The 20,456-nt window shown below is 71.9% G+C and carries 20 protein-coding genes; 6 read left to right on the forward strand and 14 right to left on the reverse strand.

Annotation, left to right across the window (positions count from 1 at the left end; translation table 11 throughout):
* Positions 1–11 precede the first annotated feature (11 nt).
* The 8 genes from ACZ7MF_RS21325 to ACZ7MF_RS21360 form a co-directional block, all read right to left on the reverse strand.
* Positions 12–1,313: a beta-ketoacyl-[acyl-carrier-protein] synthase family protein gene (locus ACZ7MF_RS21325; protein ID WP_471478548.1), complete on the reverse strand. Its 1,302-nt coding sequence runs from the start codon at positions 1,311–1,313 to the stop codon at positions 12–14.
* On the reverse strand, positions 1,310–1,567 hold the full coding sequence (locus tag ACZ7MF_RS21330; protein WP_471478550.1) for an acyl carrier protein: 258 nt from the start codon (positions 1,565–1,567) through the stop codon (positions 1,310–1,312). The genes ACZ7MF_RS21325 and ACZ7MF_RS21330 overlap by 4 nt, the downstream gene beginning before the upstream one ends.
* A gap of 102 nt (positions 1,568–1,669) precedes the next feature.
* Positions 1,670–2,788, reverse strand: a complete 1,119-nt coding sequence (locus ACZ7MF_RS21335) for a 2-oxo acid dehydrogenase subunit E2 (protein WP_471478553.1) — start codon at positions 2,786–2,788, stop codon at positions 1,670–1,672.
* Entirely contained in the window at positions 2,785–3,798 is a 1,014-nt protein-coding gene (locus ACZ7MF_RS21340; protein ID WP_471478557.1) for an alpha-ketoacid dehydrogenase subunit beta, read from the reverse strand. Before ACZ7MF_RS21340 ends, ACZ7MF_RS21335 begins: the two co-directional genes overlap by 4 nt.
* The gene (locus ACZ7MF_RS21345; protein WP_471478560.1) at positions 3,795–4,766 is read right to left on the reverse strand and encodes a thiamine pyrophosphate-dependent dehydrogenase E1 component subunit alpha; all 972 of its coding nucleotides are present in this window, start codon (positions 4,764–4,766) and stop codon (positions 3,795–3,797) included. The genes ACZ7MF_RS21340 and ACZ7MF_RS21345 overlap by 4 nt, the downstream gene beginning before the upstream one ends.
* A 10-nt stretch (positions 4,767–4,776) precedes the next feature.
* Positions 4,777–5,739 carry a ketoacyl-ACP synthase III gene (locus tag ACZ7MF_RS21350; protein WP_471478563.1) on the reverse strand — a complete coding sequence of 321 codons (963 nt, stop codon included), beginning with the start codon at positions 5,737–5,739 and terminating at the stop codon, positions 4,777–4,779.
* On the reverse strand, positions 5,739–6,011 hold the full coding sequence (locus tag ACZ7MF_RS21355; protein ID WP_471478566.1) for an acyl carrier protein: 273 nt from the start codon (positions 6,009–6,011) through the stop codon (positions 5,739–5,741). Before ACZ7MF_RS21355 ends, ACZ7MF_RS21350 begins: the two co-directional genes overlap by 1 nt.
* A 69-nt stretch (positions 6,012–6,080) precedes the next feature.
* Positions 6,081–7,262, reverse strand: coding sequence for a thioester reductase domain-containing protein (locus tag ACZ7MF_RS21360; RefSeq protein ID WP_471478570.1), 1,182 nt, complete (start codon positions 7,260–7,262; stop codon positions 6,081–6,083).
* 387 nt (positions 7,263–7,649) lie between these two features.
* On the opposite strand from ACZ7MF_RS21360, the gene ACZ7MF_RS21365 reads away from it, so the two are divergent.
* The 6 genes from ACZ7MF_RS21365 (at position 7,650) to ACZ7MF_RS21390 (ending at position 14,058) form a co-directional block, all read left to right on the forward strand.
* On the forward strand, positions 7,650–8,228 hold the full coding sequence (locus ACZ7MF_RS21365) for an HD domain-containing protein (RefSeq protein WP_471478573.1): 579 nt from the start codon (positions 7,650–7,652) through the stop codon (positions 8,226–8,228).
* Between the two features lie 49 nt (positions 8,229–8,277).
* Positions 8,278–10,035 (forward strand): NAD(P)/FAD-dependent oxidoreductase, encoded by a 1,758-nt coding sequence (locus tag ACZ7MF_RS21370; RefSeq protein WP_471478575.1) that lies wholly within the window; start codon positions 8,278–8,280, stop codon positions 10,033–10,035.
* Positions 10,036–10,125: 90 nt separating this feature from the next.
* On the forward strand, positions 10,126–10,710 hold the full coding sequence (locus tag ACZ7MF_RS21375) for an RNA polymerase sigma factor (RefSeq protein WP_471478577.1): 585 nt from the start codon (positions 10,126–10,128) through the stop codon (positions 10,708–10,710).
* Between the two features lie 53 nt (positions 10,711–10,763).
* Positions 10,764–11,468, forward strand: coding sequence for a hypothetical protein (locus ACZ7MF_RS21380; protein ID WP_471478579.1), 705 nt, complete (start codon positions 10,764–10,766; stop codon positions 11,466–11,468).
* Between the two features lie 92 nt (positions 11,469–11,560).
* Entirely contained in the window at positions 11,561–13,138 is a 1,578-nt protein-coding gene (locus ACZ7MF_RS21385) for an ABC1 kinase family protein (RefSeq protein WP_471478581.1), read from the forward strand.
* A gap of 41 nt (positions 13,139–13,179) precedes the next feature.
* A complete protein-coding gene (locus ACZ7MF_RS21390; protein ID WP_471478584.1) occupies positions 13,180–14,058 on the forward strand; it encodes an SAM-dependent methyltransferase in 879 nt (292 codons plus the stop codon).
* A 58-nt stretch (positions 14,059–14,116) separates the two neighbouring features.
* On the opposite strand, the gene ACZ7MF_RS21395 is transcribed toward ACZ7MF_RS21390, so the two are convergent.
* The 6 genes from ACZ7MF_RS21395 to ACZ7MF_RS21420 form a co-directional block, all read right to left on the reverse strand.
* Positions 14,117–15,358: a wax ester/triacylglycerol synthase domain-containing protein gene (locus ACZ7MF_RS21395; RefSeq protein ID WP_471478587.1), complete on the reverse strand. Its 1,242-nt coding sequence runs from the start codon at positions 15,356–15,358 to the stop codon at positions 14,117–14,119.
* 105 nt (positions 15,359–15,463) lie between these two features.
* Positions 15,464–16,786, reverse strand: coding sequence for an NAD(P)/FAD-dependent oxidoreductase (locus tag ACZ7MF_RS21400; RefSeq protein ID WP_471478589.1), 1,323 nt, complete (start codon positions 16,784–16,786; stop codon positions 15,464–15,466).
* Positions 16,783–17,382 carry a flavin reductase family protein gene (locus tag ACZ7MF_RS21405; protein ID WP_471478591.1) on the reverse strand — a complete coding sequence of 200 codons (600 nt, stop codon included), beginning with the start codon at positions 17,380–17,382 and terminating at the stop codon, positions 16,783–16,785. The genes ACZ7MF_RS21400 and ACZ7MF_RS21405 overlap by 4 nt, the downstream gene beginning before the upstream one ends.
* Positions 17,354–17,821, reverse strand: a complete 468-nt coding sequence (locus ACZ7MF_RS21410) for an aromatase/cyclase (protein WP_471478594.1) — start codon at positions 17,819–17,821, stop codon at positions 17,354–17,356. Before ACZ7MF_RS21410 ends, ACZ7MF_RS21405 begins: the two co-directional genes overlap by 29 nt.
* Positions 17,822–17,876: 55 nt before the next feature.
* A complete protein-coding gene (locus ACZ7MF_RS21415) occupies positions 17,877–19,301 on the reverse strand; it encodes an aspartate aminotransferase family protein (RefSeq protein ID WP_471478596.1) in 1,425 nt (474 codons plus the stop codon).
* Positions 19,298–20,419: an SDR family oxidoreductase gene (locus ACZ7MF_RS21420; RefSeq protein ID WP_471478597.1), complete on the reverse strand. Its 1,122-nt coding sequence runs from the start codon at positions 20,417–20,419 to the stop codon at positions 19,298–19,300. The genes ACZ7MF_RS21415 and ACZ7MF_RS21420 overlap by 4 nt, the downstream gene beginning before the upstream one ends.
* Between the last annotated feature and the right edge of the window lie 37 nt (positions 20,420–20,456).

Genomic DNA, 20,456 nt, shown 5'->3' on the forward strand with positions numbered 1-20,456 from the left:
TGTGAAGCTGGTCAACGAGATGGCGGGGTGTCTGCGGGCATGGTTGCCGGTGAAGGGGCGGCCGGCTCCCGGGCCGGTTCGGTGGGGCAGCTTCTGAAGGCGAGTACGGCGTTGTGGCCGCCGAAACCGAAGGAATGGCTCAGGGCGAGGTCGACGGGCTGCGCCCGGCTGGTGCCGGTGACGGCGTTGATCTCGGCGTCCCCTTCCTGCTTTTCGAGGTTGGCCACGGGAGGCACCCGGCGGTGGGCCACGGACAGGGCGGTGATCGCCGCTTCGACCGCCCCGGCCGCGCCGAGCAGGTGGCCCAGGGTGCCCTTGACCGAGGTCACGGAGGGCTGGTGAGGGAAGAGGCGACGGATCAGACGGGCCTCGGCGGCGTCGTTGAGCGGCGTGCTGGTGCCGTGCGCGTTGATGTGCTGCACGTCCGCGGGGCGGGCGCCGGCGTCGTCGAGGGCCCGCCGCACGGCGAGGGCGGCGCCCTTGCCCTCGGGGTCGGGGGCCACGGGGTGGTGGGCGTCGGACGATGCTCCGTAGCCCGCCAGCAGGGCGTAGCCGGGGCGTCCGCGGGCCCTGGCCGCACTCGCCGGCTCCAGGACCAGGGCCGCACCGCCCTCCGCCATGACGAAGCCGTCCCGGGCGGTGTCGAAGGGCCGGGAGGCGGCTTGCGGGTCGTCGCCGCGCCGGGACAGCGCGCCCATCCGGTCGAAGCCGGTGACCCAGAAGGGCTGTACGACCGCGTCGGAGGCGCCCGCGACGGCGATGTCGCAGGCCCCGGAGCGCAGGAGTTGCAGGGCGGTGCCGATGGCGGTGGCGCCGGAGGCGCAGGCGGTGACCGTGCACAGCGCCGGGCCCCGGGCCCGCAGGTGGATGGTGAGCTGTCCGGTGGCCATGTTGGGCAGGAACATCGGCAGCAGCAGCGGTGAGACACGTGCCGTGCCCACTTCGAGCAGTTTGCGGTGCTGTTCCAGCATGGTGCCGGTGCCGCCGGCCGAGCTGCCGAAGACCACCGCGACGCGGTCCGCGTCCCAGTCGGCCGGGTCCAGACCGGCGTCACGGACCGCTTCCAGGGCGGCGTAGAGGGCGAACTGGGTGAAGCGGTCGTACTGCCAGGGGCGTGAGCCGGGGACGTGATCGCGGGGGGAGAAGTCCGGTACGAGGCAGGCGAAGTCGACCTCTAGGCCCTTGAGCTCGGGGACGTGCCGGGCGGTGGGGCGGCCCGCGCACACGCCGTCCCAGGTGGCCTCGCGGCCGGTGCCGGCCGGAGTGACCAGGCCGATCCCGGTGACGGCGACGTCGGGACGGGCGCCGGTCACGGCTTGACGGCCTCGGCGATGAGGTCGGCCACGCCGGCCAGGGTGAGGTCCGGGTCGGCCTCGCCGTCCTGTACTTCGATGCCGAGTTCCTCGGTGAGTACGACGAAGAGCTCCACCACGGCCAGCGAGTCGAGGTCCAGCTGCTCGAAGGTCGCGGTGGGGACGATGGCCTCGGCGGGCACTTCGAACTTGTTGCTGAGAACCGAGGCGAGCAGGTCGTAGGCGCGGCTGTGGGGCGTGGTGTCGGTGGTCATGTCAGGGGTGTCCTTTCCAGTCCGACGGGCGGTACCCCGGGATGGTGGGGTTCCGTGTGGCGGGTTCCGCGGTGGCGGGGTTCCGTGGTGGCGGGTCGGCGGTCAGCCGAGCGCGGCCGGTGCCTCCAGCTCGTCCTTGACGTCCTTGAGCAGGGCCATCGCGTCCCTGCCGTTGACCACCCGGTGGTCGTAGACCAGGCCGAGGTGGACGAACCGGTGGGTGCGAGGGGTGCCCTGCGCGTCCAGGAGCACCTGGTCGTCGACGGCGCCGACGGAGATCACGCAGGTCTGGCCGGGGAAGACGATGGGCGTGGCCAGGACCATGCCCTCGGTGGTGTGCGGGGCGACCATGATGGTGGCCCCGGCGAGTTCGGCGGCCTGGAAGGTGCCCCGGAACGCCTTGCTCCGGAAGCCGGTCAGCAGGTCGGCGATCCGGTCGCCGCTCAGCTCGGCGGCGTCGTGCACCACCGGGGTGTACAGACCTCGGCCCGCGTCCATGGTGACGCCCACATGGGCCCGTTCGCTCTCGCGCACCGCGCCGTCGTCGGTGAGCGCGGCGAACATCAGGGGATGTGCCGCGTGCCGGCGCGCCACCGCCTTGATCAGCAGGACGGGCAGGGAGACGAAACTGCCGGTGCGCTCGGACAGCTGCCGGGCCAGTTCCTCCGCCTGTCCGACGTCGACCTTGGCGTAGGCGGCCGCGGCCGGAACGGTCCGCATCGACTCGGTCACCACCGCCCCCACCGTCCGCTGCCGCTTGGACAGTTGACGCTCGGCGGAGGCGGGCGCGGACGCGGCCCGCCGCACCAGGGCCTCGACGTCGGCCGTACGGACGACCGTGCGTCCGAGACCGCGCAGCTCGGCCTCGGAGACGCCGTGGCGGTCGGCGAGCTCACGGGCCGCGTTGGTGATGCTCAGCTCCGCCCCGGGGGGTGCGGATGTCGCCGCCGGGGTGGCGGCCGACGCCCGGTAGGAGTCGCGCTCGTCGGCCGACTCGAAGAGGTAGGCGATGGTCTGCCCCGGCCGGCAGTCCTGGCCGCCGCCGACGAGGACGTGCAGGATTCCGGGGCCGGTGCTCTCGATCTCCTCACTGGCCTTGGAGGTCTCCACGACCGCCAGCGGTGCCTCGCCCTCGATGCTGCTGCCGTCGGGGACGAGCCACTCGACCAGGGTGTAGCTGGAGTCGTTCGTGTTGAGCGTGGGCAGCTCGATGCCGATCACTTCGTCGCCTCCATGATCGCGCGGTGGATGGTGGACGACTGGAGCAGCACGTCGTGCTCCAGGTGCGCCGCGGTCGGCACGATGCTCAGCTCGGCACTCAACGGCAGTACCGGGCGGGCCAGTCGGCTCCACAGCTGCTCGTGGAGTTGCTGTGCGAGCAGCTCGCCCCAGGTTCCGTCGGCCGTGGAGTCCTCCATGACACAGATGCGGTCGGCACGGGACAGCACCGGGAGCAGCGCCTTGCTGTCGAAGGGGTAGAGCTGGGAGGGCACCAGCAGTTCGCACGTGATCTCCTCTTCGAGGAGCAGGGTGCGCAGGGCGGTGACGGCCCGTTCGGTGAGCCCGCCCGGGGCCAGGACGATCCAGTCGGGGGGCCCGCAGTCCGGCGCGAACACCCGGGCGGTCTCGCTGGGATCGGCCAGCACCTCGTAGCGGAAGAGGTCGTCCACGACCCCGGCCTGGTACATGGAGCGGGTGTAGAGCACCTTGTCCTCGAAGAGCACACCGGGCTCCTCGCGGTCGAGCATCGCGGTCAGTACGCGCCGGTTGTCGTGGAACGGGGAGACTTCCCGCAGGTGCAGCGAGGGAATGCCGAGGAAGTGCTTCTGCAGGCTCTGGCTGTGCGTCGGGCCGTACCCCCGGTTGCCGCCGGTGGGGCAGCGGACGACCATGCTCATCGGGACCCTGCGGCCGTACATCGACACGGACTTGGCGGCGAAGTTCAGCAGCGGGTCGAAGGCCAGCGCGGCGAAGTCCGAGAACATCATCTCGACCACGGACCGGTTGCCGGCCAGGGCCAGGCCCGCGCCCACGCCGGCGATGCCGCCTTCGCTCAGCGGTGAGGAGAGCACCCGGTCCGGGAAACGGTCGGAGAGCCCCCGGGTCACCTTGAACGCCCCACCGTAGGGGTCGGCGACGTCCTCGCCGATCAGATAGGTGCCGGAGTGGGCGCCGAGGAGGTGGTGCAGTGCGCTGTTGAGGTTCTCGGCCACGCGCTGGCGCCTGGTCATCGGGCCTCCCATCGGGACGCCGGACGCGCGCCGACCTCTCGTACGACGGCGGCGACGGCCGCTGCCCGTGCCTGGTCGGCGGCGGCGAACTGTGCGGGATGGTCCTGTCGGTAGCGGCGGTACCAGTCGTGCCGGGCCGCTCGCTCACGGACCTCGGCCGCGCGGGTGTCGTCCCCCTTGCTGTGCGGGCCCACGCGGTGGGTGACGCACTCGACCACGTACGGCAGGTGCCGGTCGCGGACCTGTTCGACCACGGGGGCGAGGGCGGCGCGTACGTCGGTCACGTCCACGGAGTCGATCCGCAGGTGGCCGACGCCGAAGGCCGCCGCCCGGGTCGCGACGGTGCCGGACATCTGCCGCTCGGTCGGTGTCGACTGGGCGATCCCGTTGTGCTCCACCACGACGAGCACCGGGACCTGCCACAGCTGCGCCATGTTGAGCGCCTCGTACACGGCGCCCTCGCCCCAGGTGCCGTCGCCGATGTGGACCACCGCGATCCGGCCCGGCTCGGCCCGCTTCAGGTGCAGGCCGACTCCCACGGCGACGGGCAGGCTCTGGCCCTGTACGCCGGTCGACAGGTAGCGGTCGCGGTAGATGTGCTGGCTGCCGCCCACGCCGTGGCAGACGGCACCGGCCCGCCCCATGATCTCCGCGAGCAGACCGTGCGGGTCGTGGAAGCGGGCCAGGTAGTGGCCGTGCCCGCGGTGGTTGCTGAAGACGTAGTCGCCCTCGTCCAGCAGCGGGTAGAGCGCGACGGGGATGTACTCCTGGCCGAGGCAGGTGTGCGTGGTGCCGTGCAGCCGGCCCTGGGAGAACAGCTCAAGGACGGCCAGTTCGAAGTGGCGGATCATCAGCAGGGTGTCGAGATCGGCGTCGGACAGACGCGACAGGGGACGGGCCACGACACCGGCTTCGGGTGCGCCGGCGGGCCCGAGGTCGACCGCGGGGGACGCGGACGTGACGTTCATGAGGTGCTCCTTACGGAAGTTCGACCACCTGGGCGCACCAGGTCAGCCCGGCGCCGAAGCCCAGGAGCAGCGCCTTGTCGCCGGGCCGTACGGTGGCCGAGGCGAGCAGCGACTCCAGGGCCAGCGGGATGGACGCCGAACTGGTGTTGCCGTCGGTGACGATGCTGCGGGCGATCGCCACGTGCGCGGGCGGGCGCAGTCGGCGCACCATCGCGTCGATCAGCCGCCCGTTGCACTGGTGCGGCACGAAGGCGCCGATGTCGTCCCAGGTGAGCCCGGCCGCGTCGAGTGCGTCCCGGGCCACTTGCGGCATGTGCGAACCGAACCAGCGGACCACCCGGGTGCCGTCCATGTGCATGTACGGGCGGGCGGCATCGGGTTTGGGCGGGGCGCTGGTCATCCAGGGTTCACCGGGGCCGTGGGTTCCCCACACCGTCGGTCCGATCCCGGCGTGCTCCGCGGCGCTGACCACCGCGGCCCCGGCGGCATCGCCGAAGAGCATGACGGTCCCGCAGTCGTCGGGGTCGGTGATGTCGCTCAGCCGCTCGGCGGCGACGACCAGGATCTGACGCGCCTGTTGTGCGGCGATGAGTCCGGAGGCCAGGGTCAGCCCGTAACTGAACCCGGCGCACCCGCCGTTGACGTCGAACCCGCCGGCCCGGCCGGCTCCGATGCGGTGGGTGAGACTCGCCGCCCGGCACGATGCCTGGCCCACGCTGCTGGCGGAGGAGAACACGACACAGTCCAGGTCCTCGGCCGGCACTCCCGCGTGGGCCAGGGCCTTGTCCGCCGCCTGCGCGGCCATCTCGACGAAGGTGTCGTCGGGGTCGGCCTTCAGCCTGGTCCGGATTCCGGTGATCTGCTGGATCCAGCCTTCCTCGTGGCCGAACCTGGTGTCGAGTTCGGCGCTGGTGAGCAGGCCACCGGGGCGGTAGGTTCCGATGCCGGTCAGCCGTCCCGCGCCCCGGGCCATCAGTGGGCTCCGTCCGCCGCGGCGACGGCTGCCTGGCCGTTCACGTAGTCGAGGGTCCGCCGGACGGTGCGCAGGTCGTGCACCGCCTCGTCCGGGATGGGAACGCCGCAGCGCTCCTGGATCCGCTCGGCCAGTTCGATGACGGCCATCGAGTCGAACCCCAACGACGTGAAGGGTGCGTCGGCCGGCTGCTCCGAGATCGCCCGGGCCGCTTCGGCGCCGGCGATCTCGGCCACCATCGCGGTCAGGTCTTCCAGGGTGAAAGGGGACATGCGGAAACTCCAGCTGATGAGATGCGGGTGCGGTGAGGGACGGGAGGGGAGGGGAGGACCGCGCGTGGGTCACTGGGCGGGCAGCACGACGTCGCGGCTCAGGAAGGCGAGCACCCTGCGGAAGTAGTCGGAGTCGAGCACGGGCGGGGCGCGGTGCCCGGACGCCGCGGTGGGGCCGGCGGTGTCCTGCCCCGGGGCCGGGATCATCTGCCGGAGGGTCTCGCCGGCCAGCCGCAGGGTGCTGCGGGGGACCTCGTCGCCCAGGTCGCGAAGCCGCTCCAGCCAGGTGTCGAACGGAACGAGCGGAAGGTCGACACCCGCGTCCGCGAAGCCCTGGAAGTACGACCGGAAGGGCAGCGGTTCGGGATCGATCACGTGGAACACCTGTCCTCGGGCACGTCGGCTCAGGGACAGGTCGACGATGGCGCGGCTGGTGAAGTCGACCGTGCCCACCGGCAGGAGACCGGGGTGGTCGGGGGCACAGCCGGCGCGGATGCTCGCCGTCGTCAGGTGGACGAACCAGTCCGACTTCCCCACCAGGCCGGTGCGCGAGTCCGCCAGGATGACACCGGGCCGGTGCACCATCGTGGGTGATCCGCGGTCCGCGGCCTGCGCGACCAACTGCTCGGCGACCCATTTGGTGGCGCAGTAACCGGAGACGCCGGTCCCGGCCTCTCGGGCCGCCGGGATCACCCCCATCGTCGAAATGTAATGCACGGGAATTCGGCGGGTCCGGGTCGCCAGTCTCAGGATTTCCTGGGTTCCCGACACATTGCAGCCGCGTAGGATCGGGTAACTCGCCAGAAGATTGACCCAGGCACCGCAGTGGTAAATGACGTCGATGCCGCGCGAGAGGTCGGAGAACTCCTCGTCGGTCAGGCCGAACCGCGGCTTCGCCAGGCTGCCGACCACGACGTCGACCCGGGACATGTGGTGCTCCGGCACATCCCGGGCGCGCAACTGACCGGCGATCCGCTCCCGGGCCTGAGCCGCCCACTCCGCTCTCACCAGGCAATGGATTCGAGCGTCGGTGGCCTCCAGCAGGTCGGCGAGCAGGAAACCGCCGAGGAATCCCGTGGCTCCCGTCAGCAGAATTCTCTCAGGCGGCCCTTCGGGAACATCCGGCAGAGCCGACGCATCGATTTCCGCCGGAAGTCGCAAATCGTCGCTGATCGGAAAACTGGCCATACCAACACCGCATTTCAGCACAGGCGAGATTCGGTCCTGCCCTGAACACTCCCCGCACCTCACGAGGTCTACTACAGAAATCTTCCACCAGTGGGAGCACAGGGCGCATCCTCCCGGCCGTCACCCGCTCCCGCACCACTACCACGGGTGAGTAGGGCTCATTCATTCGAACAGACCACGGCTCCGAATGGACGGCCGGAACGTACGCCCGGAGCGCGTTGCCGGTTTCGCGCGCCGTTGGTTGCACGCCAACGCGCTTACGCGGACGGAGTGTTGCGAAACGGGGGTCGGGGGGCGGGGGGCGGCCCGAGCGTAAAGACAGATGAGAAGGACACAGCCAATGAGTGCCGAGGCAAGGGGGGTTGAGCCATGGCCGCAGGGCCTGAGATGCCGGAGGTCCCCGATCCCGTTGGGGGCGGGGCGAATTCACGCTCCGTTCCACCGAAGGCGTTGCCCGAGGCATGGCAGCCTCTGCTCGGCCGCCCGGCCCTCGCGGAGCTGCTCGGGCACCCTCTCGCGGGCGCCGCGCTGACGGAGATGTGCCGGCTCCTGCCACCCCACGTCGCCGTGCACTCCCTGCGGACGTTCCTGCTGGCCGACGCCTGTGCGCGGACCCACGGGACCGCCTACGACCGGGTCGGCCTGCTGGCCGCCGCGGCGTTCCACGACGCCGGGCTGGTAGGGCGCAGTCCGCTCGGTCGCGGTGGATTCCCGTACCGTTCCGCCCAGTTGCTCGACCACTTCCTGGCCCGGAACCAGGTGGGCATGGGGCGGCGCACGACCCTCACGCGTGCGGTGCGCGAGCACATGCGGCCGTTCCCCGCTCGCGACGCCGGGCCCGAGGCGCGACTGCTGCACTTCGGCGTGTGGCTGGACGTCACCGGGCGCGGCGAGCGGAAAGTGCCTGGTGACCGGCGCCTGTTGGCCGGGCTGGCGCCCACCCCCTGGTTCGCCGTGTCCTTCTCCGCCCGGTTGGTGGCCTGCGGGCTGCGCCGGGTGTTGCCGGGCTCCCCGGTCACCCACCGGTGACCGGGGAGCCCGGCGACTCGCTCTTCCCGTCGCGAAAGGAACCGCAGACATGCAAGAAGACCAGCGTGTTTTCGATGTCGCCATCGTCGGAGGCGGCATCGGCGGGACGATGCTGGGGACCGTACTCGCACGTCACGGCGTGCGCGTGCTGCTGCTCGAAGGCAGCGGCCACCCCCGGTTCGCCATCGGAGAGTCCACCGTCCCCGAGACCACGTTCGGGCTCCGGGTCCTGGCCCGCCGCTACGACGTCCCGGAGCTCGAGCACCTGGCGACCAACGCGGCACTGCGCCGCCACGTGTCGTCGAACAGCGGGGTCAAGCGAAACTTCAGCTTCATCTACCACCGGGAAGGTGAGCCCACCCGGCCCGACGAGTGCACCCAGTACCCCACCTGGGGACCTCCGCTCGGTCCCGACTCGCACTACTTCCGGCAGGACGTGGACGCGTACATGTTCCACGTCGCCGTGTCCTACGGCGTGACCGCGTACACCCACACCATGGTCGACGACGTGAAGTTCGAGGAGGACGGCGCGACTCTCGTCACCCGGGACCGGGGCACCTTCCGGGCCTCGTACGTGGTCGACGCCGGCGGCATGCGGGCGGTTCTGCCCGAGCGCCTCGGGCTGCGGCAGGAACCGCCCTACCGCACACGGTCGCGCACGATCTTCACGCACATGGTGGACGTGCGCCCCTTCGACGCCGTGGCGCCTTCGCGTGAACAGCACGGCATGCCCAGTCCGTTCAGTCAGGGAACGCTCCACCACATGTTCCCGGGCGGCTGGTTCTGGGTCATCCCGTTCGACAACCAGACGGCCGGCACGAGCCAGTTGTGCAGCGTCGGCCTCAACCTCGATCTCGACCAGCACCCCCGGCCGGAGGACATCTCGGCGGAGGAGGAGTTCTGGCGGTACGTGCGCCGGTTCCCCAGTGTGGCCCGGCAGTTCGAGGGGGCGCGGGCGGTCCGGCCGTACGTGTCCACCGACCGCACCCAGTTCGCGTCGCAGAAGGTGGTCGGCGACCGGTGGTGCCTGCTGCCGCACGCCAGTGACTTCATCGACCCGCTCTTCTCCAGCGGTCTCGCCGTCACCGTGATGGCGCTGAACGCGCTGGGTCACCGGCTCATCGACGCGGTGCGCCAGGACGACTTCGACACCTCCCGGTTCGCGTACCTGGACCACTGGACCAAGCGCATGTTCCGGTTCTACGACGACCTGGTGTCCTGCAGCTACATCGCGTTCGACGACTTCGACCTGTGGAACGCCTGGAACCGCGTGTGGACCATCACCACGCTGTACGGCACGAACGCGCAGAACCAGACCGCCGTGACGTTCGAGAAGACGCACGACCCGGCCTGTTTCGACACGCTGGAGCTGCCGCCGTACCGAGGTCTCCAGGGTATGGACAATCCCTGGGTGGAGCGGATGTTCGACCAGGCACGGGACGCCGTACTCGCCTACCGCGCGGGCGAGTTGACGAAGGAGCAGGCGATCGCGCGCATCTACGAGGTGCTGGGCGAGAGCGGCCTCGTCCCGGCGGTGTGGGGGACCCTGGACCCCGACGACCGCTGTCCGTCCGGGGTGTTCACCCTCTGGCCGCTGATGAAGATCCTGCTGTGGGGCAAGTACCGCTCACCGCGGCACGTCCGGGGCTCCTACTTCACCGGCGGGGCGCGGCTGGTGGGCAGGGAAGCGGTCCAGGCGTTCACCACCGAGCTGCGCGCCGGCGGCTCCCAAGTGCACCAGACCGTACGGGACATGTGGCTCAACTGGAACCGCGACTGGACGCGGCGGCCCGCTCCTCGGAAATGAGCGCGAAAAAACATTCCTGCCGACCGGCGGAGGAACATATTCCGGTTTGCCGCTCCAGGGCCTCGGGTAGGAAAACCACATGGCCGACAAATGGAAAGTCGGCCGTGGTTCTCCCTGCTCAATCCGAGAGACAACGGGCTGCAATCCACGATGGTGCGACATTCCACCTGCCAATCGCCCGCTGAATGCTCCTGGGAAGAGATCTTCCAGCATCAGGACCGCCTCATGCGGCTGGTTCGGCGAAGACTACCAAGTTTTCAGGACGCCGAGGACTGCGTTCAGGAAACCATGGCCCGGGCAGCCGCCCACGCCGCGTTGGACAGGAATCGACTCGGTGCCTTTCTGACGTCCGTGGCGCTTCGCCTCTGCATCGACTTCTACCGCGACATGGACCGTCGCAGCAGACTTCTCCAGCGTGCGGCGCTCGCGGAAACCCCGGGCACGACCGAGGAGGACGTCTGCGACGAGGACTTCGGCAGATGGCTTCTGGGCCAAGTGCAACACCTGCGGGGGCGGGAGCAAGAGGTCATACTCGCCCGCGCCAAGGGTATTTCCACTGCGGAATTCGCCCGCATACACAACATCTCCGTCAAGGCGGCCGAAGCCGCCTTCACCAGGGGCCGCGCACGATTGAAGAACGTCTGCGCGAAAGCCTTGGAAGGCTGCGCCCGATAACACCCGAAAACCGCACCTCTCCCATCGCAGAGAAACGGAAAGGGACCCCACTCATGGGCAACAGCAAGAACGTCCAGGACATCTTCAAGGATTTGGTCGGTGATATGACCGACAGCTGGAAGGATGCCTTCGACGACCTCCTGAACCGGGACGACGACTCAGGATCGTCGCGCGGCTCAGGATCGTCGCGCGGCTCCGGCAACGCCGTCGACACACTGGCCGGGCTGCCCCCGAACGCCCTCGCCGCACTGGCCGGGGCCGTCAACCCGGCGACCGCGCTCGCGGGTGTCACCAATCCGCTGGCCGCCCTCGGCGGGGTCGGCGCGGCCGGCAACCCGCTCGCCGGCCTCACAGCACAGAACCCCCTGGCCGCGCTCACCGGTGCCGCGGGCGGCGGCAACCCGCTCGCGGCCGCGCTGGGCGGGGCCGGCAACCCCCTGGCCGCGCTGGGCGGGGCGGCCAATCCGCTCGCCGCGGTCGGCGGCGCGGCCGGTGCGCTCGGCGGGCTCGGTCAGCTGGCCGGAGGCCTCGGACACGCGGCGAGCGGGGCGGGCGACCTGATGGCCCTCCCGTCCCAGCTCGCCCAGCTCACCCAGGTGCTCCCCAAGCTCCTGGAGGCGGTCCAGGGCCTGCAGAACCTGACCAACCTGCCGGCCCAGGCAGGTCAGCAGGGGCTGGCGGCCCTGCAGGGTCTGACCGGTCAGCAGGGGCAGGGCGGAAAGCCGTCCGAGGGCGGACAGTCCTCGACCTCGCGCTGACCGGCCGTGCCACCGTCCCGTCCGGCCGTCTCCGTGGTGTACGCCGACCGCCGCTCCGTACCCCGGTCCCGATCTGAGGAGGATCACACAGGATGACGTCTGTCGTCGGCGATCGGCTGCGTCTCGTGGTCAGGGTCCTGGGCAGCCTCGTGGCCGACGAGGTGGGACGGGCGACCCGGCTGCGGAGGGGTACGAAGCGGGACACGCGGTCCCCGGCGGAGGACACCGATGTCTCCGCCGGGTCCGCGGCCGAGGCCACCGCCGGGGCGGAGCAGCGCCGCGCCAAGGCGGTACGGCACGCCCTGGAGAGCCTCGGCCCCTTCTATGTGAAGCTCGGCCAGGTCCTCTCCACCCGGCCCGACATGGTCCCCCAGTCCATCCGGGACGAACTGCAGAACCTGCACGACGAGGTCGACGTCCAGCCGTTCTCGGAGTTCGAGCCGGTACTGGCCCGGGACCTCGGGCCGAACTGGAAGCTGCGCTTCGACGACATCGAGACCGTCGCCCCGCTGGGGGCGGCGTCCCTCGCCCAGGTCTACCGCGTGACGCTGCCCGGCGGGCGCGCGGCCGTGGTGAAGATCCAGCGGCCCGGCATCCGCGAGGGCGTGCTCGCGGACATGGCCCTGATGCGCCGGGCGTCGAAGATCGTGGCCCGTGTGGCTCCCCGGTTCAACGAGGTCATCGACATCGAGGCGATGCTCGGCTCGGTCTTCGACGCCATGGAGCCGGAGCTGGACTTCACCGGCGAGGCCCGCAACATGGACGAGGCCCGTGACCACGTCCGCCCGTTCCGCTCCCTGGAGGTGCCCCGGGTCCTGCACGCCAGCCCCCGGGTCCTGGTCCAGTCGCTGGCCGACGGGAAGTCGGTGCGGCACGTCGACCGCGCCCACTTCACGGACGACGAACGCGTGGAGATCGGCAAGGACCTGCTGCGGTTCATGTACCACGGGTACTTCGTCCATCGCTTCTTCCACGCCGACCCGCACGCCGGCAACGTCTTCGCCGCTCCCGGCGGACCCGCGACGCTGATCGACTGGGGCATGGTCGGCCGCCTGGACCGCAGGACCAGTCTTCAGCTGCTGCCGCTGTTCATGGCCATGGCACAGAACGACGGGGCCGGACTGGCGCAGCACTGGGCGGAGATGGGCCGGCTGACGCCATGGGCCAACATGCCCGCCTTCGCCGCCGACATGGCCGCGTTCGTGCCCACGGTCTCCCATCTCTCACTGGAGGACATGAACTTCGGCGTCGCGCTCACCACCGTGCTGGCCAAGGCGACCAAGCGCGGGATCGGTTCGCCGCCGGCCGTCTCCCTGCTGGGCAAGTCCTTCGCGAACCTCGACGGTTCGGTGCGGTGCCTGGCTCCCGAGATCACACTGCCCGAGGTGTTCCAGGCGGAGGTGCCGAAGATCCTTTTCGCACTGGGCCGCGATTTCCTCGGCCGCAACCAGTTCGCCCGGAACTCCATGGAGCTTCTGCTGGCCGCCGTCACCAGTCCCGAACAGGTCCGGGGCGTCCTCTCCGACGTGGCCAACCGTCAGTTCGCACTGAACATCCACGAGCCGCGCACCCCCGCCGCGATGGGCGGCCAGCGGCCCACCCGCCCCTCCAAAAGCCTGCTCGCGCTGGGCGCCGCGGCCTTCCTGCTGGGCCGTCGCCGCTCCGGATGATCCGGGTCCGCGCAGCCACCCGCCCCATTTCAAGGAGATCCATGCCGGAATCCACACGTCCGCAGTCACCGTTCGCGCCGGCCGCCGCGACCCCGCACGGCATTTCCCGCGCGGCGCTCTGGACGGCCGCCGCACACGCGGCGGAGAGCTCCCGGCCCGCGCCTGTCGTCCGCGACCCGTGGGCCGCCGACTTCCTCCACGCGGCCGGGTTCGACGGGGGCCCGCCCGGTGACGGACCGATGCAGCGCATGCTGCCCGACTACCAGGTGGTACGCACCCGCTTCTTCGACGACTACCTTCTCACCGCGGCCCGTTCGGGCTGCCGCCAGGTGGTGCTGCTCGGCGCCGGACTCGACACCCGTGCCTTCCGGCTCGACTGGCCGACCGGGGTGCACGTCTTCGAGGTGGAGGACGCGGCCGTACATGCCTTCAAGGAACGGGTACTGGACTTGAGCCGGCTCTCCTGCGGACGCCGCACCGTCGTCGAAGCCGACGGCACGGCATCCTGGAGTGAGGAACTCAGGGCGGTGGGATTCGATCCCGGCAGGCCCACCGCATGGCTCTGGGAGGCACCCCTGTACTTCCTTCGGCCCCCGGAGGTGAAGGCCGTCGTCGCAGCGATGACCGAACTCTCCGCGCCCGGCAGCATGTTCGCGGCCGAGTGCGTGAACTCCGCGACGACGTCCTCCCCGCTCGTCGCGCCCTTCATGGACGCCCTGGCGACGATCGGACTGGCCTGGAACTGGCAGATCGCCGATCCGGGGCGCTGGTGGGCGGAGCACGGCTGGGACGCGGCCGCCGCCGACCTGTACACGCTGCCGTACGCGGTCGAGCGCCTCTCCCCGTATCTGCCGCTGATCGGCACGGCCGCCGCAGAGAGCGTCTTCCTCACCACCGGGACGCTGCGCGGCACTCCCTGACACGGCACCACGTGCGGGCCCCGGACGGTGCGTCCGGGGCCCGCACGCGGTGCTGTGGCTACGGCCGCTCCAGCTCAAGCAGCGCCGCGAGCCACAGGTCGGGGAGTTCGTCCGCGGTCGCCAGGGCCTCGTCGTGAACGACGGTCAGGCACGCGGTGTCGTGCTGGCTCGTCAGCGTCGTCACACACCGGATGCCCGACGCGACACCGGCGAAGGCGGCGGCGCGACGGGCCGCGACCCCCTGATGGACCAGGGCCGTACCGAAGTTCACGCTGCTCACCGGGCCGGCCACGAACGACCCGCGGACCAGGCGGGTACCGACGGTGGCGCCGAGCGTCCGCGGGGCGGCGGACAGCAGCAGGCGCATGGCGTCGCGCCGCCGGCTCTCCCGCAGCCGGCCCGTGCGGGCGACGACCCGGGCCAGGGCCCGCTGGGGCGACTCCTCGTCGCAGGGCAGCAGGAGCCGGGCGGTGACCATGCGGTTGCCCGGGGCGTACTCCTCCCCCGGGGCCCGGACCGACATCGGGATCGACACGGGCAGCGGCGGATGGGCCGAGCCGGTGTCCTTCAGGTACCAGGTGCGGACGGCGTGGGACAGGGCCGCGAGATAGACGTCCGTGACCGTGCCGCCGTGGGCGCGGGCGATGGCGCGCAGCCGGGCCAGCGGGGTGTCGGCGTGGCAGACGTCGACGCGGCCCGTGGATTCTCCGTCGAACGCGGGTTTCGGGGTGGGAGCGCGGAAGGCGGCCACCACCTCGCCCATGGCGTCCGCGAGGCCCTGTGCGGTGGGCCGGGCGGGACGCTGTGGAGCCGGTGCGCCCTCGGGGTGGTCTCCGAGGAGGGCGCGGGCGGTGTAGGCGGCGCCCATGCCGTCCTGGAAGGTGTGGTCGGTTCGGTAGACCAGGGTGTGGCGGTCCGCCGGGCCGTGGACCAGCCACACGTCCCACGGCGGCCCGTCGTCCGTGCTCATCGGCCGGGACAGCATCAGGCGGCTGGTCGCCGACCCGTCGGTGTCCTCGGGCAGCCACGCCTCGTGGACATGCCGGTCCACGGCGATCCGGTCCACTCGCCGGAATCTCCTGCGGTCCCGCGCGATGCGGTAGCGCAACGTCGGGACGCGGTGGGCGCGTTCGGCGACCCGCGCGCGTACGGAGTCCAGGGTGGGGGCACGACCCTCGAACCCGAACGTCAACGCGAGCGGAACGGGGCTGCCGCCCGTCGCCAGGTGGAAGGCGACATCTACGGTTCCCATGGACAGGGACGGCGGCAGGCGGCCGTCCGTACCGAAGTCGGGTCGCATGGTGGAACCTCCTGGTCGGGTTCTGAGGGGCTGCGGGGCTGCGGTCTGCGGGGCTGGAGTCCGCGTTCTGCGGAGCTGGGGTACGGATGCGGGCCGCGCCCGCCGTCAGCATGCATGCCGCGCGATTCGACCCGTCACGTCCACGTACGCCCGCAGCAGGGGCCGCACGGGTCCGCGTGCGGGCAGGCGCGGCGCACGGGAGCGGTGCCACGGGAGCGGTTCGCCGGGTTCCGGCTCACCCAGCAGGGCCGCGGCCACGTGCGCGCCGTGCGCCACGGACAGGGCGAGTCCGTGCCCGCAGCAGCCGCCGATGTACCAGACGTCGTCGAAGCCCGGCACCGGCCCCACCACCGGCAGGTCGTCGCCCGTCATGCCGATGCGGCCGGACCAGCGGTGGGTGACCCGTACCCGGGCGAGGTCCGGATGCAGGGACCGCAGCCACCTCTCCAGCCGGGCCCAGGCACGCTCCCTGACGGCCTGAAGACGGGGAGCGCCCATACCCGCCGGGACCGTGGCGGTACCGCCGCCCGCCACCAGGCCCCGGTCCGGGAGCAGCCGGAAATACGGCGCCATCGGGACGGCGTCGACGACGGAGTGTCCGGCGCGCCCGCCCAGGGCCTCGTAGGCCGGGGCGCTCAGCGGTTCGGTGGCGACGGCGTACACCTCGAGCGGCAGGACGGTGCCGACCGGCAGGTCCAGTGCCTGCGCGGCGGAGTTGACGGCCAGCACCGCCTGACCGGCGTAGAGCCTGCCGTGCGGGAGGACCAGCTCGGGGCCGACCAGGTCGCCGGGGCGGAGGGCCAGCAGCGGGCTGCGGCCGTAGAACCGCACGCCCTTGTCGGCACAGGCACGGGCGAGGGCGCAGGTCAGGGCGGCCGGGTCGAGGGTCGCGGCGGGGCGGTGCAGGAGCGCCGCCCGGTAGGGCACGCCGACCCGGTCGCGGATGCCGGCCGGGGTGAGGACGGGGATGTCCAGACCGAGTTCGCGGCAGGCGCGGGCCTGGCGGGCGAGTGCCACCAGGCCCGCGGACGACCGCGTGGCCACCAGTTGCTCGCCGAGCCGCAGCCCGCAGGGCACGTCGAGCCGGGAGCACAGGTCGAGGACGTCCCGCACCGCCCGCTCGCTGGCCCGGTGCATCCTGCGCGCCGTCTGCGGGCCGAAGCGGCGCACCGCGCGGTCGACCGCGGGACCGGCCCGGGGCCCCAGCAGACCGGTGCCCCGGCCGCTGGCGCCGGCGGCCGGGTGCTCGGCGTCCACCACCGCGATGTCGAGCCCGGGGGCGCGTTCCGCCAGGTGGTAGGCGCAGGACAACCCGGCCAAGCCGGCCCCGACGACGGCCACGTCGGCGGTGACCACGCCGTGCAGCTGGGGCTGCGTCGGCAGTTCCGCGGGGTCCCAGTACGGCGTCCCGGCCGCTGGCCTGGTCATCCGGCGGCGTCCGGCACCGGCTCGGTCAGCGCCCCGAACCGGCGGTCGTGCCACAGCAGCGGGCGTCCGCCGCCCACGTGCACGGCGGCGACCCGGCCGACGACGAGGTGGTGGTCGCCGTAGCGGCGTACGTCCTCGGTCAGGCACACCGACCAGGCGAGCGCGTCGGCCAGCACGGGGACGCCCAGCACCTGCCGGGTGTCCGTCCCGGCGAACCGCTCGGCCGCGGTCGTCGCCGGGGACGCGAACCGGCCCGCGAGCTCCCGCTGTTCCTCGCGCAGCAGGTGCACGGCGAAGGCCCGCCGGCCGCGGACGGCGGCGAGGGTGCGGGAGCCGTCGCGCAGACAGGCGAGCAGCAGCGGCGGGCGGGCGGAGAGCGAGGTGACGGCGGACACCGTCATGCCCAGCGGCCCGTCCTCGCCGCGGGCGGTCACGACGGTCACGCCGGCGGCCAGCTTGGCGTACAGGCCGAGACAGCGGGCGGCGCCCGGCCCCGGTTCCTCGTGCAGCGGCTCCTCGTGCGGCGGATCGGCGGCCGGGAGCGGGGCGCCCGCGACGGCCGCCCGGTCAGTCACCAGCTGCAGCCGCGCGCTCATCGATCACCTCCGCGCCCGCAAGGCCCCGCAGCACGCGGGCGATGTTGGTCCGCAGGGTCGACTCGGCCACCGGGTCGAGGATCTCGGCCATGGACGGGATGCCGAGGTCGAAGGCCGCGGTGTAGACGACGAGCGTGCCGCCGTCCCTCGCTTCGCAGCGCCAGCTCCCCTCGAAGGCCTGGAAGTCGCCGCTGACCTGTTCGAAGGCGAGGGAGTACGTCTCGGGCGAGTAGGTGTCGCGTTCCCGCCACCGCATCAGGCCGCCCCGGAACTCGACGGTCCAGTCAGAGACCGTGGAGCCGTCGGGCTGCGAAGGCTCGACGTTCACCTCGCGGAAGGTGTCGCTGTACTCGGGATAGCGGCGGAAGTCGCTGATGCGGGCGTAGACGTCGGCGGGTGCCAGTCCGTCGGCGAGGGCGTGCAGGACCACGTGGCGCATGGGTCGTTCGGTTCCTTCCCGGAGGGTTTCCGGACGCTGGTGTCCGGAGCTGGTGTCAGCTGGTCATACGGTCGGCCGTGCTGCGCAGGGCCGCGCCGAGGGTGGTGAGGAACAGGTCGAGCGCGGAGTCCTCGACCACGGCCGGCGGGGTCAGCCGCAGCACCCGGGTGGAGTTGAGGGAGTTGTTGACGAGCACACCGCGGGAGATCAGTTCCAGCAGGAGTTCGCCGACCGCCTGTTCTTCCGCGAACTCGATACCGATCAGCAGACCCCGGCCGCGCACTTCGCGGACCAGTCCGCCCTCGTACGGCGCGCACACGGCCTGTACGGCGGTGAGGATGCGCGGGCCGAGCGCGGCGGCCCGGACCACGGTGTCCTCCTCCTCCATCGCCCGTACGGTGGCGAGGGCGGCGGCGCAGGCGATCGGCGAGGCGCCGAAGGTGGAGGTGTGCAGGTAGGGGTCGCGGCTGAAGGGGGCGTAGGCCTCCGCGGTGGCGACCATCGCGGCGACCGGTACGACACCGCCGCTGAGTCCCTTGCCGACGAGCAGCACGTCCGGACGCACGTCCTCGGCGTCGACGCCCCACCAGGTGCCCAGCCGTCCCATGCCGGTCTGGATCTCGTCGACGACGAGCAGCGCGCCGTACGCCCGGCACAGCGCCCGCACCTGGCTGAGGTAGCCGTCGCGGGGGATGCGTACGCCGCCCTCGCCCTGGACGGGTTCGACGATGACGCAGGCCCGGTCGCGGTGGGCGGCCAGCGCCTGTTCGAGGTCGGCCGGGTCGTCGTAGGCGACCTGGGTGACGTCCGGGAGCAGGGGCTGGAAGGGCGTCTGGTACGTGGCGTTGGCGGTGACGCTCAGCGCGCCGAGGGTCTTGCCGTGGAAGCCGCTGCGGGTGGTGATCACCGAGGTGAGTCCGTGGGCGCGGGCCAGTTTCAGGGCCGCTTCGGTGGCCTCGGCGCCGGAGTTGACGAAGTGGACGTAGTCGAGGCCGGGCGGGGTGTGGGCGGCCAGGGCCTGGGCGGCCAGGGCGGCGACGGGTTCGAGGAGGACGCGGCTGGCCAGCGGGTGGGTGTCGATCTGCCGGTGCACCGCTTCGACGACGGCAGGGTGGCGGTGGCCCATGATGAAGACGCCGTAGCCGCCGAAGTCCAGGAAGCGGCGGCCGTCGTCGGTGTGGATCCAGCCCCCTTCGGAGCGGACCTCGGCCATGCCGCCCATGACACGGCCCATCACGGCACGGCCGGAGCCGATGTGCTTGAGGTAGAGGTCCACGATGCCGGGCCGGTCGGTCGGCGCGGCGGCCCCGGCGCGCGGGGTGGAGGACTCGGAAGCCGGGGCGCGGGACCCGGCGGACGGCGTGGGGGTCTCGGAGCGCGGTCCGGCAGCCCCGGAGGCGGACCCGGCAGCCCCGGAGGACGACGCGGAGGCCCCGGAGGACGGCCTGGTGGTACCGGTGGACGGGGGCGACACGGTCATGACGCCACCTCCATCGGAGCCGCCGCGGCGGTCCGGTTCCGGGTGAGCAGGCCGGCCCTGTCTTCGGCCCAGCTCTCCGCGTTGCGTACCAGCGCGGCCCTGATGTCGGTCCGGGTCAGGCGGGTGCCGCAGTCGGGTTCGCCGAGGGACGTGTCGAACGGCAGCTCCCGCTGGAACACCAGCAGCAGTTCCGCGTAGTACTCCAGCCGCCGCCTCAGGGGCGCGGGCAGCGAAGTGCCCTCCAGCATGGGCAGGAGCAGCCGGTGCACGGCCTCGACGGGGATGAGCCGGGGCCGCTGGGGCCGGGGAAGGCCGTGGCGTACGGCGACGTCCGCGCAGACGTCGGCGAACTCCCGCAGGTCGATGGCCTCCTTGCCGGCCGTCAGCCAGTACTCGCCGTCGGCCACACCGCCCCGGACCAGGTCGCCGATGGCCCGCGAGACATAGTCCTGGGGCACCATGTCGATCCGGACCTCGGGGGCTCCGGGCAGCACCGGGGCCTGCCCCAGGAGCATCGAGCCGATCGTCTTGGTCAGCCCCTGCTGACCGGCGATCCGCCCGCTGACGGAGTCGCCCATGACGACCGAGGGCCGGACGATGGCGCCGGGCACGCCCGCCTCGCGTGTCATCTGTTCGGCTCTGGCCTTGGAGTCGAGGTAGGCGGCGGCACCCGGGAAGCGCCGGCGGTCCTCCTCGGTGGGGGTGTTGGCAACGAACGCGGTACTCACCAGGTACAGCGGGGCGTCGGCCCGGGCCGCCAGGTCGAGCATGGTGTCGGCACCGCGCAGGTTGGTGCGCGTGATGTCCTGTGGCGGAGTACGCCAGTTGGTCTCGGCGGCGGAGTGCAGCACCACGTCCACCTCAAGGGCCAGTTCGTGCCAGGCCAGAGGGCCCAGGCCGAGTCGGGGAGCGACCAGGTCGCCCTGGAGCTCGCGCACCCGCGGATCGCGCAACGGTGTGTTGCGACGGAGGCACAACAGGTCGAAGTCGGGTGACAGCTCGTCGATCAGGGCACGTCCGAGCACTCCGGAACCGCCGGTGAGCAGCAGGGAGGGGCGGTCGCGCCGTCCCGTACGGCCGACGGGCAGGAGGGCGAGACGCTGGTTGTCTGACGGCATGGGGGGTGTGTTCTCCCAACGGGTCTCGGCCCACCGA

This window comes from Streptomyces sp. NPDC111628 (assembly GCF_055635195.1).